The sequence below is a fragment of the Arsukibacterium tuosuense genome, from assembly GCF_900215315.1.
GTDB classification, from domain to species: Bacteria; Pseudomonadota; Gammaproteobacteria; order Enterobacterales; family Alteromonadaceae; genus Alishewanella; species Alishewanella tuosuense.
Genome location: NZ_OBEB01000006.1, coordinates 301,560 through 315,664 on the forward strand (window position 1 = coordinate 301,560; position 14,105 = coordinate 315,664).

Sequence of the window (14,105 nt, forward strand, 5' to 3'; positions counted from 1 at the left end):
AATTCTTCAAGCAGAGGTATCGAATGACGACAGCTACGCCAATACTGATAGTAGAGGATGACGCCGGGTTGCGTGAGGCCTTGTGCGACACATTGAGCCTGGCAAATTATCAGGTGTTTAGTGCTGACAGTGCCGAAAGTGCCTTGTTGCTGCTGAAAAAACAGCAGGTACGGCTGGTGGTCAGCGACGTGCAGATGGGCGAGGTCTCCGGTTTAACCTTATTAAAGACCTTACGCCAACATTATCCGCAGTTGCCGGTATTAATGATGACCGCTTATGCCAACGTGCAGGATGCGGTAGAGGCAATCCGATTGGGCGCAGTAGACTATCTGGCCAAACCGTTTGCGCCTCAGGTATTGCTCAACACCGTTAGCCGTTACGTTCTAGCCGAACAGGCCAACCCTGCGACACCCGTGGTAGCAGCACCTGCCAGCATAGCGCTACTGGAGTTAACTGCCAGAGTGGCCCGTTCGGAAGCCAGTGTAATGATCTCCGGGCCCAGCGGTTCAGGCAAAGAAGTATTGGCGCGTTATATTCATCAGCAATCTGCCCGCGCACAGGGCCCTTTTATTGCAATTAACTGTGCTGCTATTCCGGAAAACATGTTGGAATCTACCTTGTTCGGCTACGAAAAAGGCGCCTTTACCGGCGCGATTGCCGGCTGTCCTGGCAAATTCGAACAGGCGCAACATGGCACTTTGTTACTGGATGAAATAACCGAAATGGATTTAAACCTGCAAGCTAAACTGTTGCGGGTATTACAGGAGCGTGAAGTTGAGCGGCTGGGCAGCCGAAAAACTATCAAACTCGATGTAAGGGTGCTGGCCACCAGCAACCGTGATTTACAGCAGGCGGTTGCTGATGGAAGCTTCCGCCAGGATTTATTTTTCAGGTTAAATGTATTTCCGCTAAATTGGCCGGCCCTGGCTGAGCGGCGCGAGGATATCACACCACTGGCTATCCATCTTATCAGCAAATACTGTCGGCAACAGGGGCGGGCGGTGCTGACCCTGAGTGATAGTGCAAAGCAGCTGTTGTTGCAGCATAACTGGCCGGGCAATGTACGCGAACTGGACAATGTGATCCAACGCGCGCTTATTTTATGTCAGGGTGAGCACATTACCCCTGCAGATATTCTGTTATCAGCAGAGGGTAACGCTGCCACCTCAACATCAGCCCCGTCTGTCAGTCAGACGACAACAGAGTCTTTGGCCAAGCCCTCAGCAGAGCCATTGTCAATGCCATCAGCCCAAACCCATAAAGCTGTAACTGATACCGCAGTACCAGACGATTTTAAAACTGAGTTACACGAGCAGGAGCACAGAATTATTCTGGCAACGTTAAAAGCTTGTGCCTATAAACGCAAAGCGGTGGCAGAAAAGCTCGGGATAAGCGATCGCACCTTGCGTTATAAACTGGCCCGGATGCGGGAGTCAGGTATAGAGTTGCCCGCCTGAGTAACCCGAGCGTCAAGATAAAAAGCCGGCTTGCCGGCTTTTTTGTTTAAAAACAAAACCATAAATGTGGCATAACTCCTGCTTAGTAAACCTAGCAGCCAACCATTGGCAATTTATTGACACAACACTTTTCGGTCAGGTTCGTAAAACAGGGTACAGTTATGAACATTAAAGGTCAGGCGTTATACGCCCAAATGCAATCGATGGCCAGTCAGGCCCGCAGCGTGTCGGCCGAGATGAAACCGCTGCAGCAGCTGACAGAGGTTAACCCCAGCCAGTCTGAATTCAGTACCCTGTTTAAAGATGCGCTGAAAACCGTTAATACCACTCAGGTAGAGGCGGGAGAGCTGAGAAACCGGGTAGAGATGGGCGATCCTAGTGTATCGCTGGTGCAGGCAATGATAGCTGCCCAAAAATCGTCCCTGGCGTTTGAAGCAACAGTCCAGGTGCGCAACAAAATGGTTGAAGCGTACAAAGACATTATGTCAATGCCGGTTTAAGGGGTAGCACGTGGCAGATAATCAATCGACAGAGCTGGCAATTAGCCCTAATGATTACAACAGCTCAAATAATTCTGAAGCACAGGAGCAGAAGTCGGGCTTTCTGGGCGCGATTGGTGGCGTAGACATGATGCGTCAGGTTACCCTGATGGTTGCCCTGGTTATTTGTCTGGTTATTGCGGTGCTTATCTTTTTCTGGGCCAGACAGGCAGAAATGCGCCCACTGGGTACTTATGCCACGCAGGAGCTAATTCAAACGCTCGATCATTTAGATACGCAAAAAGTTGAATATCAGCTTGAAGGTAATGTTGTCTACGTGCCTGAAGATCAGTATCAGGCGGTAAAACTGGGACTGTCCCGGGCAGGCCTAACTCAGGAGCCCTCAGCGGGAACCGAGTTTTTATTGCAGGACAGTGGTTTTGGCGTAAGTCAGCGCCTGGAAATGGAGCGGTTAAAGCACAGCCGCGAACAGCAACTGGCCCGTACCATTGAAGAGTTGCAAAGCATTGCCCGCGCCAGAGTATTACTGGCTATTCCTAAAGAAAATGTATTTGCCCGTCAGGCTGCATCACCGTCGGCAACCGTGCTGGTGACCTCGCGTGGTGGTACGGTGATCCGTGACAGTGAAGTTGATGCCATTGTCGATTTGGTTGCCTCTGCTGTACAGGGAATGGAACCAAGCAAAGTAACGGTAAGCGATCAGAGCGGTCGGTTACTGAACAGTGGTTCTCAGGATGGCAGCGCTGCCCGAAGCCGGCGCGAGCATGAGCTGCAACGGGCCCGTGAAGACGAATACCGGCAGAAAGTAGATTCTATTTTGTTGCCGGTACTGGGCTATGGCAACTATACCGCGCAGGTAGACCTGATGCTGGACTTTACTGCTGTAGAACAAACTCAGAAGCGTTTTAACCCTGACTTACCTGCTATTCGTAGTGAAATGACCATTGAAGAAAGCAGCGTTGGCGGCAGCAGTGGTGGTATTCCCGGCGCTTTATCTAACCAGCCGCCACTTAATTCAACTATTCCGGAAGAAGCGGACGGTGGTAATGCCCGGCCGGTGATCCCGGGCCGCAATCACAAAGAAGCCACCCGCAATTATGAGCTGGACACGACTATCAGCCATACTTCACAGCAAAGTGGGGTTATTCGTCGGTTGTCGGTGTCGGTGGCGGTAGACTATGAGCCTGGTGAACCTAACGCCGAGGGGGTCAGTGAGCTACAACCGCGCACGCAGGAAGCGTTGGCCAATATTCGTCGCCTGTTACAGGGTGGTATTGGCTTTGATGCCCAGCGTGGCGATACCATCGAAGTTATCTCTGTGCCTTTTGTCCGCGAAGAGCTGTTTGAAGAAGAGAAGCTGGCAATTTATCAGGAGGAATGGTTTCTGCGAATTCTGCGTTTGCTGATCGGCGGCATTATTATTATTGCCCTGATGCTGGGCATCGTGCGGCCAATGCTGAAAAAGCTTATTTACCCTGAACAAACTGACGATGCTTATGATGACAATGCGCTGAGCAGTGGTTTAGACCTGGGTGATGACACCATAGATATGCTAAATTCAAGTTTTGATGAAAACGCAGTGGGTTTTGCACCTGACGGTACCTTAATGCTGCCAGACCTGCATGGCGATGAAGATTTACTGCGGGCGGTTCGGGCCCTGGTTGCCAATGAACCTGAGTTATCCTCTCTGGTAGTGAAAAACTGGTTGGCTGAAGATGAATAATATAGAAGAAAAACCCACATTTGATGTTGGTAAACTGGATGGTGTTGAAAAAGCTGCCATTCTGCTGCTCAGTTTGTCGGAAGAAGATGCCGCTCAGATTTTAAAACATCTGGAGCCAAAGCAGGTGCAGAAAGTCGGCCTGGCGATGGCACAGATGACTGATTTAAATCAGGCTAAAATTTCTGCCGTGCATCGGCTGTTTATTGAGCAAATTCAGAACTTCAGCACCATCGGCTTCCAGAGTGAAGAATTTATCAAACGGGCGCTGACCGCAGCACTGGGTGAAGAAAAAGCCGCTAATCTTATCGATCAGATTGTTCTGGGCGGCGGTGCCAAAGGCCTGGATTCCCTTAAGTGGATGGATTCAAAACAGGTTGCCAATATCATTCGCAACGAGCACCCGCAAATACAGACCATAGTGCTGTCCTATCTGGAGCCAGAGCAATCAGCCGAAATTTTATCGCAGTTCTCAGAGAAGGTACGGCTGGATTTAACCATGCGTATCGCCAATCTTGAGGAAGTGCAACCTGCAGCATTACAGGAACTAAACGAAATTATGGAAAAACAATTTGCCGGTCAGGCCGGTACCCAGTCAGCGAAAATGGGCGGCTTAAAAGCGGCTGCCGATATCCTGAACTATCTGGATACCAATATGGAAGGTCAGCTGATGGATTCTATCCGTGAGCATGATGAAGAAATGGCGCAGCAAATTCAGGATCTGATGTTCGTATTTGAAAATCTGGTTGATGTCGATGATCGCGGTATCCAGGTGTTGTTGCGGGAAATTCAGCAGGACGTGTTGATGAAAGCGCTGAAGGGAACCGATGAAAATCTGAAAGAGAAAATCCTGAAAAATATGTCGAAACGGGCAGCCGAATTGTTGCAGGACGATTTAGAAGCAATGGGACCTGTCCGGGTTAGCGAAGTAGAAACCGCTCAGAAAGAGATTCTGTCTACCGCCCGTCGCTTATCAGATGCCGGCGAAATTATGCTGGGTGGTGGCGGTGGCGAAGATTTCTTATAAACAGGCTTCCTTTAACAGGCAACGGAATCAGCGATGACTAAAACCGCCTATAGCCGTAACCGGCCTTATTCACCCGATCCTGACGCATCTGAGCAGGTAAAGCATTGGCATACTCCGGATTTGACCGCCGATGCCCGTAGTCAGGACACCCGGACTAATGCCCTGAATATGCATCTGCCAGAAGCCACAGCTGCTGCAGCTGAAGAGCAAGAACAGGAGTTAGTGATTAAACCACTGACCGCAGATGATATCGAGCAAATGCGCCAGGCAGCGCATGATGAAGGAATACTTCAGGGCAAAGAAGAGGGGTTTGCTAAAGGTTACAGCGAAGGCCGCGAGCAGGGCCAGCAAGATGGATTTAAACAGGGCCAGGCGGAAGGTAAAAGGCAGGGTTTGGAAGATGGTGCCACAGAGCTTGATACCCTGCGCGCCGAGTTAAGTGTGTTACTGGATCAATTGCAACAACCGCTGGCAAAAATTGACAACAGGGTTGAGCAAGAGCTGTTGCAGCTTTGCCTTGCTATGGCGAAAGCCGTGATCAACGTCGAAGTGACCACAAATCCGAAAGTGATACTGCAGGCATTACAGGAAGCGGTCAGTGCTCTGCCACTGCAAAGCAGCAACCTGATTATTAAGCTTAACCCGGCAGATGTTGCCAGTGTAAAGCGTCATTACAACGACACTGAACTGACTGAACGTGGTTGGCAGTTACGGCCGGAACCGTTGGTTGAACAGGGCGGCTGTCTGGTCGAAAGCATTAGCTCCAGTGTCGATCGCAGTTTGAACCAGCGAATTCAAAGCAGCCTTGAGCATTTTTTGCAATTAGCCGAGACGGCGGATAGCAGTGAACACGCTGCTGCAGAATCATCGGACATCCCAACACAGCAAGCCCAGTCAAACGACGCGCAATCAAAAGATGCCCAATCAGAGCATTCGCAGCTAAAAGATACTCAGGCAAATGATACTCAGGTAAAGGATACTCAAGTAAAGGATAGTCCGCCCAATGACTGAGAACACCAGTTTGCTGCAGCGGTTGCAACAGCAACAGCAGTATATTCACCCATCATTGCCCGCGGTATCAGGCCATCTGGTGCGGGTGGTCGGCTTAACGCTCGAGGCCACGGGCTGCCGGGCGGCAATCGGCCAGCCTTGCCTGGTTGAAAGTGCCCGCGGTGCTATTCTGGCGGAAGTGGTCGGTTTTGCTAATGACCGGTTATTTCTGATGCCGCAGGATGATATTGCCGGTGTGGTGCCTGGCGCCCGGGTTACCCCGGTCATTCAATATAAAGGTATACCGCTATCGTTAAATTTACTTGGGCGGGTGATTGATGGCGTTGGCAAACCGCTTGATGGCAAAGGGCCGATAAACGCCACAGAATTCAGTAAAGGCAAAGGTAAACCCATTAACCCATTGTTACGCCGGCCGGTAAAGCAGCCGCTGGACGTAGGCGTGCGGGCAATTAACAGTATGATTACTGTGGGTAAAGGCCAGCGGATGGGATTATTTGCTGGTAGTGGCGTGGGGAAGAGTGTTTTGCTGGGGATGATGACCCGCGGTACTGCCGCCGACGTTATCGTGGTCGGCCTGGTGGGTGAGCGGGGCCGTGAGGTAAAAGAATTTATCGATGAAATTCTTGGCGACGAAGGTAAGGCGCGCTCAGTGGTTATTGCCGCGCCAGCCGACGTTTCACCTTTAATGCGGTTAAAAGGATGTGAGACTGCGGTTCAGGTTGCCGAGTACTTCCGCGATCAGGGCCTTGATGTATTGCTGCTGATTGACTCTATCACCCGCTATGCACAGGCGCAGCGTGAAATTGCGCTGGCTGTTGGTGAGCCGCCAGCTACCAAAGGCTATCCGCCTTCGGTATTTGCCAAATTACCGGCGTTAGTGGAGCGGGCGGGTAATGGTACTGGCCACCAGGGCTCAATAACGGCCTTTTATACAGTGTTGTCAGAGGGCGACGATTTACAGGACCCGATAGCTGACGCATCCCGGGCCATTCTTGACGGCCATATCGTATTGTCCCGTACCTTAGCCGATAGTGGTCACTTTCCGGCAATAGATATCGAAAAATCGATCAGCCGGGTTATGCCTGCTGTTACCAGTACTGAGCATCAGCAACTTGCCCGCACCATCAAACAACTGTATGCCAGCTACCAGCAAAGCAAGGATCTGATTGCTATTGGCGCTTATGTGCGGGGCAGCGACCCTTTGTTGGACCAGGCCATTGGTCTGATGCCAAAAATCAACGCGTTTTTGCAACAGGGTATGCAGCAAATAGTGCCTTATGACGACAGTTTAACGGCGCTGAGCCAGGTAATGCCTGCACAGCGAATGGCTGGCTGATGGCCGCTCACCGCTTTAGTTTAATCATAAAAGTTCAGCGCGAACGGGAAGACAATTTGCAGGCGCAATTTATTAAAGCACAGCAATATTATCAGCAGGCTGAGCAAAAATATCAGGGACTGGCAAATTACCGCACTGAATATATTCAACAAAGCCAGCGCCAGGGCAGCAAGGGTTTACAAAGCCGTCAGTACAGTCAGTATGTCAATTTTATTGGTAAGTTGGATCAAGCCCTGATCCAGCAAGCCAGAGTAGTGCATCAGGCAAAAGCGGCGGCACAGCAACGCAAGCAAAGCTGGTTAAAAATGCAAACAAAGCGCAAGGCGTTGGAGCTGTTGGTAGAACGTGCAGATAGCGCAGCCCTGCAGTTGCTGGAGCGGCAGCAGCAAAGCCTGAGTGATGAATACGCCGGCCAGCAATTTTACCGCCGACAGTTGACTCAGGATCAGTAATTTCGGTTGCTTTTAAAACTGGCGCGATTTTTGTATTAATCTTTAGTCATTAAATAAAAGCGGCTGATAACCCGTGAATAATTAGCACAACCAGGAGATCCAGATGAATCCGTTGTTGTCACTTTCTTTTGCAGTCTCGGGCCCCGTGGCTGCAGGCGCTGAGCCTGCCGTTCATGATGCCGGTACTGTAATAGATAATACTGGTGGTGTGAATAAATTCGGACGCTTGCTTAATCAGTCGGGTGAGCAGCAAAAAACAGACAGGCAAAGTATTGCCGGTAATAACACTTTTGGAAACAGCACTGCCGGTTTTACCATTACTGGTAAAGGCAAGCGAGCCGCCAGCATGGAGGGGCAGCCAACAGACCGGCCGGAATATAGTGTACCGCCAGTAATCCCCCCTGAAGCTGAACTGATACTGGCAGATGAGAAAAATGCCGGCACTCTGCTGGGGTTGTTAGATTTAGCAAGCCAGACCAGGCTGCAACTGACATCACGGGCTGATGAAAAAGGTGAAGATGCAGCAAAGGCCGGCAGTAATGGTATTGCAGACAGTGATGATTCAACAAAAAGTACAAACGGAAAAAAAGTGGCAAAAGGGGAATGGTTTATTCTGCCAGTGTATCCGGGATCTTCCGCCGCAGGGTCTGCCGCTGGCTATACTGTCGAGCTTGAGCAAGCAGAGGGTGACACTAAAAACCAATCAGCAGTGGACAAAGCTGCCGCTGCACTGTTAACCGGAATTAATAATGCAGCAGGTGAGGCAGAGGAGCAAAGTGGGTCTGCACCGGAAGATAGTACAGCGGACAACCTTAAACATGGCCAGCACAACACCGTTTCTGCAATGACCGCGGCTGAACAGGCTGTTGCTAAGTCAGCAGAAGTTGACGCAATCGCGGCCAGTGCGAACATTGCTACTGAAGCGTTATCAGATAAAGCATCTGCGCAAATCAGCAGTGATAAATTGACGGATACAAGCGAAGTGGGGTCACGGGTATCTGCACTTAATCAGCAGAGTAAAGCGTCAGCAAACGTTGAAGCAGAGCTTTTAGCCCGGCAACAGTCTGTGCTGGAAGGGCTTGATATTGACTCTGAATTGACAAGCGAGCTCAAAGCACTGGCCAGTGCTGAATCTGCAGCAGTAAAAAGCACTGTGGTACCTCAGACCTCAGATCCAATGATAAGCGCAGCAGAGGCAACTGAACTTCAAAAGGCCACTGCCAGCGCGCGGTCAGCAGCAACAACCATTTTTGAAAACGCAGATAAAACTGTTTTAGCGACTGACGATAACAAACCCGGCAGCACGCTCGCCAGTGCAGCTATGGTGGCAGAGTCTTCGTTAGCAAAACAACAACGCGGCGGGTCGGCAGAAAGCCATAATCAGACAAAACAGTCGCTGCTAGCGGAACCTGAGACTGGCAGCCAGCAAACTAAAGCGGACTCTGGCTTAGCAGCCGGCAGCGCCAGAACTGATTCATCATTAAGCGGTTTTGGCAGCATATTGAGTCAGGCAGGGCAGAGCCAGAGCGAAACACTTATGGCCAGGTTGGAGGCGGCAACAGTGACAGGTTCTCAGCAAACTGCAGAGCGCGCCAAAGCCCAAAGTGTCAATAAGTCGGTTACTGAGCAATTAAAACAGGTCAATTTACTGGCACAAAATGCAGCGGGTCAGTTGAAAGAACGGATAAACATGATGGTGCGTCAGAATATTCATGTTGCTGAAATCCGGCTCGACCCCGCTGATTTAGGTCAGATGCAAATTCGGGTAAATTTGCAACAAGAGCAGGCTTCAGTGCAATTTATCGTGCAGCAACAGCATGCCAAAGAATTGTTAGAGCAGCAAATGCCCCGATTACGGGAAATGCTACAGCAGCAAGGCATTCAGCTGGGGGAGGGTAATGTTCAGCAGCAACGCCACGGCGACAGTCAGGCCAGTGGCCGGCGCGATGGCAATTCGGGTAGTGGCCAGGGAGCTAATGAGCAACCGACCGAAGAGCAGGCGACAGCGGTGCAGTTAGACGTTAAGCTTAGTGAACGTATTGTCGACTACTATGCATGATTAGCGTGGCATGCGCCCCCGTGCTTGAAAAGTGCAGATCTGGGCCGTATCGGTGACAGATTAGCAATTTACATTAGGGTCGGCCGGTGAGCATAATAGCCTGAATTAATAAAAATAGCGGAGTTCAAATGGCAGCCGATGGTGATTTAAAGCTGGGAGAGGGCAAAGGCGGTAAGAAAAAGATAATATTGCTGGCAACTGCCGTTTTAGTGGTACTGGTATTGGCTGCAGGTGCTTATTTTTATTTTCTGGGAAGTGAAAGTTCCGACCCGGCAAGCAACGTTGAAGTAGCTGATAGTCAGGCTGCTGGCGAGAGCGGGCCCCGTCCTGCTGAGGGCAATGCGCTGTATGTTGCTATGCCAAGGCCTTTTGTTTTTAATATTCCCGGTTCCGCACGCGATCGTCTGGTGCAAATAAAAGTACAGTTGCTGGTGCGGGGAAGTAATAATGAAACCTTAGCGCTGCGCCATATTCCGTTGATAGAAGCCAGCCTGCTGGCCGCGTTTAGCAGCGCTAATGCGGACGAGCTGGTAACAACCACAGGTAAAGATGCGTTAAAAAACAAAGCCCTGAGTGATTTACAGCAAGCGTTGCTGGAAGTTGCCGGGTCAGTGGTGGTGGAAGAGGTACTTTTCACCAGTTTTGTTATGCAATAAGAGTGAGCTAACGTGACCGATTTATTGTCGCAAGATGAAATTGATGCGCTGTTACACGGTGTCGACGACGTCGAAGAAGAAGAAATAGACGACGGTGGTGATGGCCGCGGCCGGTCTACCATGGAATACGATTTCTCGTCGCAGGATCGTATTGTCCGTGGCCGTATGCCTACTCTGGAGATGGTTAACGAGCGTTTTGCCCGCCATATGCGGATCAGCTTGTTTAACATGATGCGTCGCACGGCAGAGGTCTCTATTAACGGCGTGCAGATGATTAAATTTGGTGAGTATGTTCACACCCTTTTTGTACCGACCAGTCTGAACATGGTGCGGTTCCGGCCATTGAAAGGCACCGGTTTAATTACCATGGAAGCACGGTTAGTTTTTATTCTGGTAGATAACTTTTTTGGTGGTGACGGCCGCTACCATGCCAAAATTGAAGGCCGGGAGTTTACCCCGACCGAGCGGCGGATTATTCAGATGCTGCTGAAACTGATTTTTGAAGATTACAAAGAAGCCTGGGCACCGGTAATGGACGTGTCGTTCGAGTATCTTGACTCGGAAGTGAATCCGGCGATGGCCAATATCGTCAGCCCGACTGAAGTGGTCGTAATCAGCTCCTTTCATATCGAACTGGATGGCGGCGGCGGCGACTTTCACGTTGCGCTGCCGTACTCAATGCTGGAACCGATCCGCGAATTACTGGACGCTGGCGTGCAAAGCGACAAAGAAGACACCGATTTACGCTGGAGTAAGGCGCTGCGTGACGAAATTATGGATGTGAAAGTCGACTTATCCACTAAGATGCTCGATGTAGACTTAACCCTGAGGGAAGTGATGGAGCTGAAAGCCGGCGACATTATTCCGGTAGAGATCCCAGAGCATATAACGGTATTAATTGAAGACTTACCGACTTACCGGGCGAAACTGGGCCGCTCACGTGAGAATGTGGCACTGAAAATTATTGAAAAAATCAGGCGGCCGGAATCGGTTAAATCTGAGCTTCACGTATTTACCAAAGGTGGCAGGCGCCTGGACAGCGATGCAGATATTTCAGAATTAGAAGCCGATCTGAACTTAACAGAGCGGGACAGAGGATAACATTATGGCAGACGATAAAGACACAATGGATGAATGGGCTGCAGCCATGGCAGAAGCCGAGGGCGAAGACGATGGTGCAAAAGCCGTGGATCTGGAAGAGTTAAAGGACGAAAAGTCTAACATTACCGTTGATGAGCAGCGAAAATTAGACACTATTCTGGATATTCCGGTTACTATTTCGATGGAAGTGGGCCGTGCAAAAATCAGTATTCGCAACCTGTTGCAGTTAAACCAGGGCTCAGTAGTTGAGCTGGAGCGGGTAGCGGGTGAGCCACTGGATGTACTCGTCAATGGCACCCTGATTGCGCATGGTGAAGTAGTAGTGGTGAACGATAAATTTGGTATTCGGCTGACCGATGTGATCAGTCAGATTGAACGGATTAAAAAGCTACGCTAATGCAGGTATTAAATAAAACCGTTATTGCGCTATTGCTGACATTGTTGCTGGCAAACGGCGCTGTTGCAATCGCGCAGCCTGCGGCGGCTGAGCAGCAACAGACTGCTGCAGATAACGCTAAGCCTGAAGATAAAGCTACAGCTGAAGATAAAGCTACAGCTGAAGCGACAGCTGCCCCTGAACTCCTTACAGAGCCAGACGCTATTGCCGAGCCAGCAGACCCTGCAACCGAACCACGACAAAGTTCGCCGTTTCAGCGGCAGGAACCACCCACAGAGCGCAGCCCGAACAGTGGTATTAGCCTGACTAAAATCGCCATTTCTCTGGCGGCGGTAGTGCTGCTGGTCCTCGCACTGGGCTGGTTATTCAAAAAATTGACATTACGTCTGCCAGGCAGCCAGCATGTTAAAGTTATTTGTTCGGTGCCACTGGGGCAGCGCGAGCGCTTGTTAGTTATTGAAATTCAAGGAAAACAGCGGGTGCTTGGGGTTACGCCACAAAGCATAAATATGCTGTTTGAGTTAGAAAATTCCCTTCCTGAGACAAAGTTGGCATCAGACTTTCATACACAGTTGCAATCATTCCTGAAAAAGTAAGTTTTTATGTTGCGATTGCTGTGTGTGTTGTTGCTGTTACTCAGCCCAACGGTGCTGGCTGACAACAGTATGTTGTCGGCTGTAACCGTTACCACTAATGATGATGGTTCCCAGCAATACAGCTTAACGCTGCAGGTGCTGGCGTTAATGACCATGCTGAGCTTTATTCCGGCGATGGTCATTATGATGACCAGCTTTACCCGGATAATCGTGGTATTGGCAATTCTGCGTCAGGCTATTGGCTTGCAGCAAACACCCTCAAATCAGGTACTAATCGGTATCACATTGTTTCTGACTTTTTTCATTATGGCGCCGGTATTTAAAACGGTTAATGAGCAGGCTATTCAGCCTTATCTGGATGAGTCGATTACCCCGGTGCAGGCGCTGGATGCGGCAATTGTGCCGGTAAAAGCCTTTATGTTGCATCAAACCCGGGTCAGAGACTTGGATACCTTTGCGCAAATTGCTGGCATTGAAGTGTTAGAGCAGCCGCAGGACTACCCGTTAACAGTAGTAATTCCGGCTTTTATTACCAGTGAATTAAAAACGGCATTTCAAATTGGTTTTATGTTGTTTATTCCGTTTCTGATAATCGATTTGGTGGTGGCAAGCGTGCTGATGGCAATGGGTATGATGATGCTATCACCGATGATCATCTCGTTGCCATTTAAACTGATGATGTTTGTGCTGGTCGATGGCTGGATCCTGGTTATGGGTACCCTTGCTACCAGTTATGGAGTCGGCACATGAGCCCAGAGGTCTTTGTCGATGTGCTGCGTGATGCACTGTTCATTGTAATTTTGCTGGTTAGCGCCATTATTTTGCCATCGTTATTTGTTGGCCTGATTGTGGCGGTATTTCAGGCTGCCACTTCCATTAACGAACAAACGCTGAGCTTTTTGCCCAGGTTAATTGTTACCATACTGGCTTTAATCTTTGGTGGCCATTGGTTTGTGCGGGTGATAATGGATTATACCGAGAACTTAATTCTCAGTATCCCTTCCGTGGTGAGCTGATGGAATTCCCGCTCGACATCTTAATGCAGGGCATCGCAGATTTTCTGTTGCCGCTGTGCCGGGTTACCGGCATGCTGATGATTATGGCCGGGCTGGGAGCGCGTAATATTCCAATGCGGATAAAAACCGGCCTGGTGGTGATGATTACCCTGGCGGCAATGCCGATGCTACCACCGGTAACACCGCCCAACTTATTATCGGCGGCAATGTTTGTCGAAGTGTTCTTTCAGATTATGATTGGCTTTGCCCTGGGCTTTATTTCGCAGATGTTTATTACCACCTTTGTGCTGGCAGGGCAGTTGCTGGCCACCCAGACCGGCTTAGCGTTTGCATCAATGGCGGACCCGTCCAGTGGCGTCAGTGTGCCGGCCATTGGCCAGTTTTATCTGATTTTAGCCACCTTGCTGTTTTTTGTTTTTAACGGTCACTTAATTATGATCCAGATGCTGGTGTTCAGCTTTGACACCTTGCCTATTAACGGTACCTGGTGGGAGATGAGCAGCTACTGGACCATTGTTGAATTTGGCGGCTGGATGTTTGCTACAGCGTTGGCGATTGCCCTGGCGCCTATCGTGGCCATGCTGGTGGTGAATTTATCGTTTGGTATCATGACCCGGGCCGCCCCGCAGTTAAATATTTTCTCGATAGGTTTCCCGATTACCATGTTGTCAGGCTTGCTGATTTTATGGCTTACCCTTGACACCTTTTTATTCCACTACGACAAGCAATGGCAGCACGCAATAGACTACAGCTGCCGGCTTATTGGCTGTTGACGGA

General features: G+C 50.0%; 15 protein-coding genes. All 15 read left to right on the forward strand.

Annotated features, from left to right (window positions below; translation table 11 throughout):
• Nucleotides 1-23 precede the first annotated feature (23 nt).
• The 15 genes from CRO03_RS13990 (at nt 24) to fliR (ending at nt 14,101) form a co-directional block, all read left to right on the forward strand.
• On the forward strand, nt 24-1,457 hold the full coding sequence (locus tag CRO03_RS13990) for a sigma-54-dependent transcriptional regulator (protein ID WP_097112241.1): 1,434 nt from the start codon (nt 24-26) through the stop codon (nt 1,455-1,457).
• Nucleotides 1,458-1,618: 161 nt separating this feature from the next.
• Nucleotides 1,619-1,957: a flagellar hook-basal body complex protein FliE gene (gene fliE, locus CRO03_RS13995; RefSeq protein WP_097112242.1), complete on the forward strand. Its 339-nt coding sequence runs from the start codon at nt 1,619-1,621 to the stop codon at nt 1,955-1,957.
• A gap of 10 nt (nt 1,958-1,967) precedes the next feature.
• A complete protein-coding gene (fliF, locus tag CRO03_RS14000; RefSeq protein ID WP_097112243.1) occupies nt 1,968-3,680 on the forward strand; it encodes a flagellar basal-body MS-ring/collar protein FliF in 1,713 nt (570 codons plus the stop codon).
• Entirely contained in the window at nt 3,673-4,704 is a 1,032-nt protein-coding gene (gene fliG, locus CRO03_RS14005) for a flagellar motor switch protein FliG (protein WP_097112244.1), read from the forward strand. Before fliF ends, fliG begins: the two co-directional genes overlap by 8 nt.
• A gap of 33 nt (nt 4,705-4,737) precedes the next feature.
• Complete coding sequence (gene fliH / locus CRO03_RS14010) at nt 4,738-5,715, forward strand: flagellar assembly protein FliH (RefSeq protein ID WP_097112245.1); 978 nt, start codon at nt 4,738-4,740, stop codon at nt 5,713-5,715.
• Complete coding sequence (gene fliI / locus CRO03_RS14015) at nt 5,708-7,051, forward strand: flagellar protein export ATPase FliI (RefSeq protein WP_097112246.1); 1,344 nt, start codon at nt 5,708-5,710, stop codon at nt 7,049-7,051. Before fliH ends, fliI begins: the two co-directional genes overlap by 8 nt.
• The gene (gene fliJ, locus CRO03_RS14020) at nt 7,051-7,503 is read left to right on the forward strand and encodes a flagellar export protein FliJ (RefSeq protein ID WP_097112247.1); all 453 of its coding nucleotides are present in this window, start codon (nt 7,051-7,053) and stop codon (nt 7,501-7,503) included. The genes fliI and fliJ overlap by 1 nt, the downstream gene beginning before the upstream one ends.
• A gap of 103 nt (nt 7,504-7,606) precedes the next feature.
• Nucleotides 7,607-9,562 (forward strand): flagellar hook-length control protein FliK, encoded by a 1,956-nt coding sequence (locus CRO03_RS14025; RefSeq protein ID WP_097112248.1) that lies wholly within the window; start codon nt 7,607-7,609, stop codon nt 9,560-9,562.
• Nucleotides 9,563-9,690: 128 nt separating this feature from the next.
• Nucleotides 9,691-10,218 carry a flagellar basal body-associated protein FliL gene (gene fliL, locus CRO03_RS14030; protein WP_097112249.1) on the forward strand — a complete coding sequence of 176 codons (528 nt, stop codon included), beginning with the start codon at nt 9,691-9,693 and terminating at the stop codon, nt 10,216-10,218.
• Between the two features lie 12 nt (nt 10,219-10,230).
• Entirely contained in the window at nt 10,231-11,319 is a 1,089-nt protein-coding gene (gene fliM / locus CRO03_RS14035) for a flagellar motor switch protein FliM (protein ID WP_097112250.1), read from the forward strand.
• A 4-nt stretch (nt 11,320-11,323) separates the two neighbouring features.
• On the forward strand, nt 11,324-11,716 hold the full coding sequence (gene fliN / locus CRO03_RS14040; RefSeq protein ID WP_097112251.1) for a flagellar motor switch protein FliN: 393 nt from the start codon (nt 11,324-11,326) through the stop codon (nt 11,714-11,716).
• Entirely contained in the window at nt 11,716-12,312 is a 597-nt protein-coding gene (fliO, locus tag CRO03_RS14045) for a flagellar biosynthetic protein FliO (protein WP_097112252.1), read from the forward strand. Before fliN ends, fliO begins: the two co-directional genes overlap by 1 nt.
• A 6-nt stretch (nt 12,313-12,318) precedes the next feature.
• A complete protein-coding gene (fliP, locus tag CRO03_RS14050) occupies nt 12,319-13,062 on the forward strand; it encodes a flagellar type III secretion system pore protein FliP (RefSeq protein WP_097112253.1) in 744 nt (247 codons plus the stop codon).
• The gene (gene fliQ / locus CRO03_RS14055) at nt 13,059-13,328 is read left to right on the forward strand and encodes a flagellar biosynthesis protein FliQ (protein WP_097112254.1); all 270 of its coding nucleotides are present in this window, start codon (nt 13,059-13,061) and stop codon (nt 13,326-13,328) included. Before fliP ends, fliQ begins: the two co-directional genes overlap by 4 nt.
• Nucleotides 13,328-14,101 carry a flagellar biosynthetic protein FliR gene (fliR, locus tag CRO03_RS14060; RefSeq protein WP_097112255.1) on the forward strand — a complete coding sequence of 258 codons (774 nt, stop codon included), beginning with the start codon at nt 13,328-13,330 and terminating at the stop codon, nt 14,099-14,101. The genes fliQ and fliR overlap by 1 nt, the downstream gene beginning before the upstream one ends.
• Nucleotides 14,102-14,105: the final 4 nt, after the last annotated feature.

Coding starts and splice junctions, on each gene's coding strand:
- CRO03_RS13990 (WP_097112241.1), top strand. CDS start 24: ATGACGACAGCTACGCCAATACTGATAGTAGAGGATGACGCCGGGTTG.
- fliE (WP_097112242.1), top strand. CDS start 1,619: ATGAACATTAAAGGTCAGGCGTTATACGCCCAAATGCAATCGATGGCC.
- fliG (WP_097112244.1), top strand. CDS start 3,673: ATGAATAATATAGAAGAAAAACCCACATTTGATGTTGGTAAACTGGAT.
- fliH (WP_097112245.1), top strand. CDS start 4,738: ATGACTAAAACCGCCTATAGCCGTAACCGGCCTTATTCACCCGATCCT.
- fliI (WP_097112246.1), top strand. CDS start 5,708: ATGACTGAGAACACCAGTTTGCTGCAGCGGTTGCAACAGCAACAGCAG.
- fliJ (WP_097112247.1), top strand. CDS start 7,051: ATGGCCGCTCACCGCTTTAGTTTAATCATAAAAGTTCAGCGCGAACGG.
- CRO03_RS14025 (WP_097112248.1), top strand. CDS start 7,607: ATGAATCCGTTGTTGTCACTTTCTTTTGCAGTCTCGGGCCCCGTGGCT.
- fliL (WP_097112249.1), top strand. CDS start 9,691: ATGGCAGCCGATGGTGATTTAAAGCTGGGAGAGGGCAAAGGCGGTAAG.
- fliN (WP_097112251.1), top strand. CDS start 11,324: ATGGCAGACGATAAAGACACAATGGATGAATGGGCTGCAGCCATGGCA.
- fliO (WP_097112252.1), top strand. CDS start 11,716: ATGCAGGTATTAAATAAAACCGTTATTGCGCTATTGCTGACATTGTTG.
- fliP (WP_097112253.1), top strand. CDS start 12,319: ATGTTGCGATTGCTGTGTGTGTTGTTGCTGTTACTCAGCCCAACGGTG.
- fliQ (WP_097112254.1), top strand. CDS start 13,059: ATGAGCCCAGAGGTCTTTGTCGATGTGCTGCGTGATGCACTGTTCATT.
- fliR (WP_097112255.1), top strand. CDS start 13,328: ATGGAATTCCCGCTCGACATCTTAATGCAGGGCATCGCAGATTTTCTG.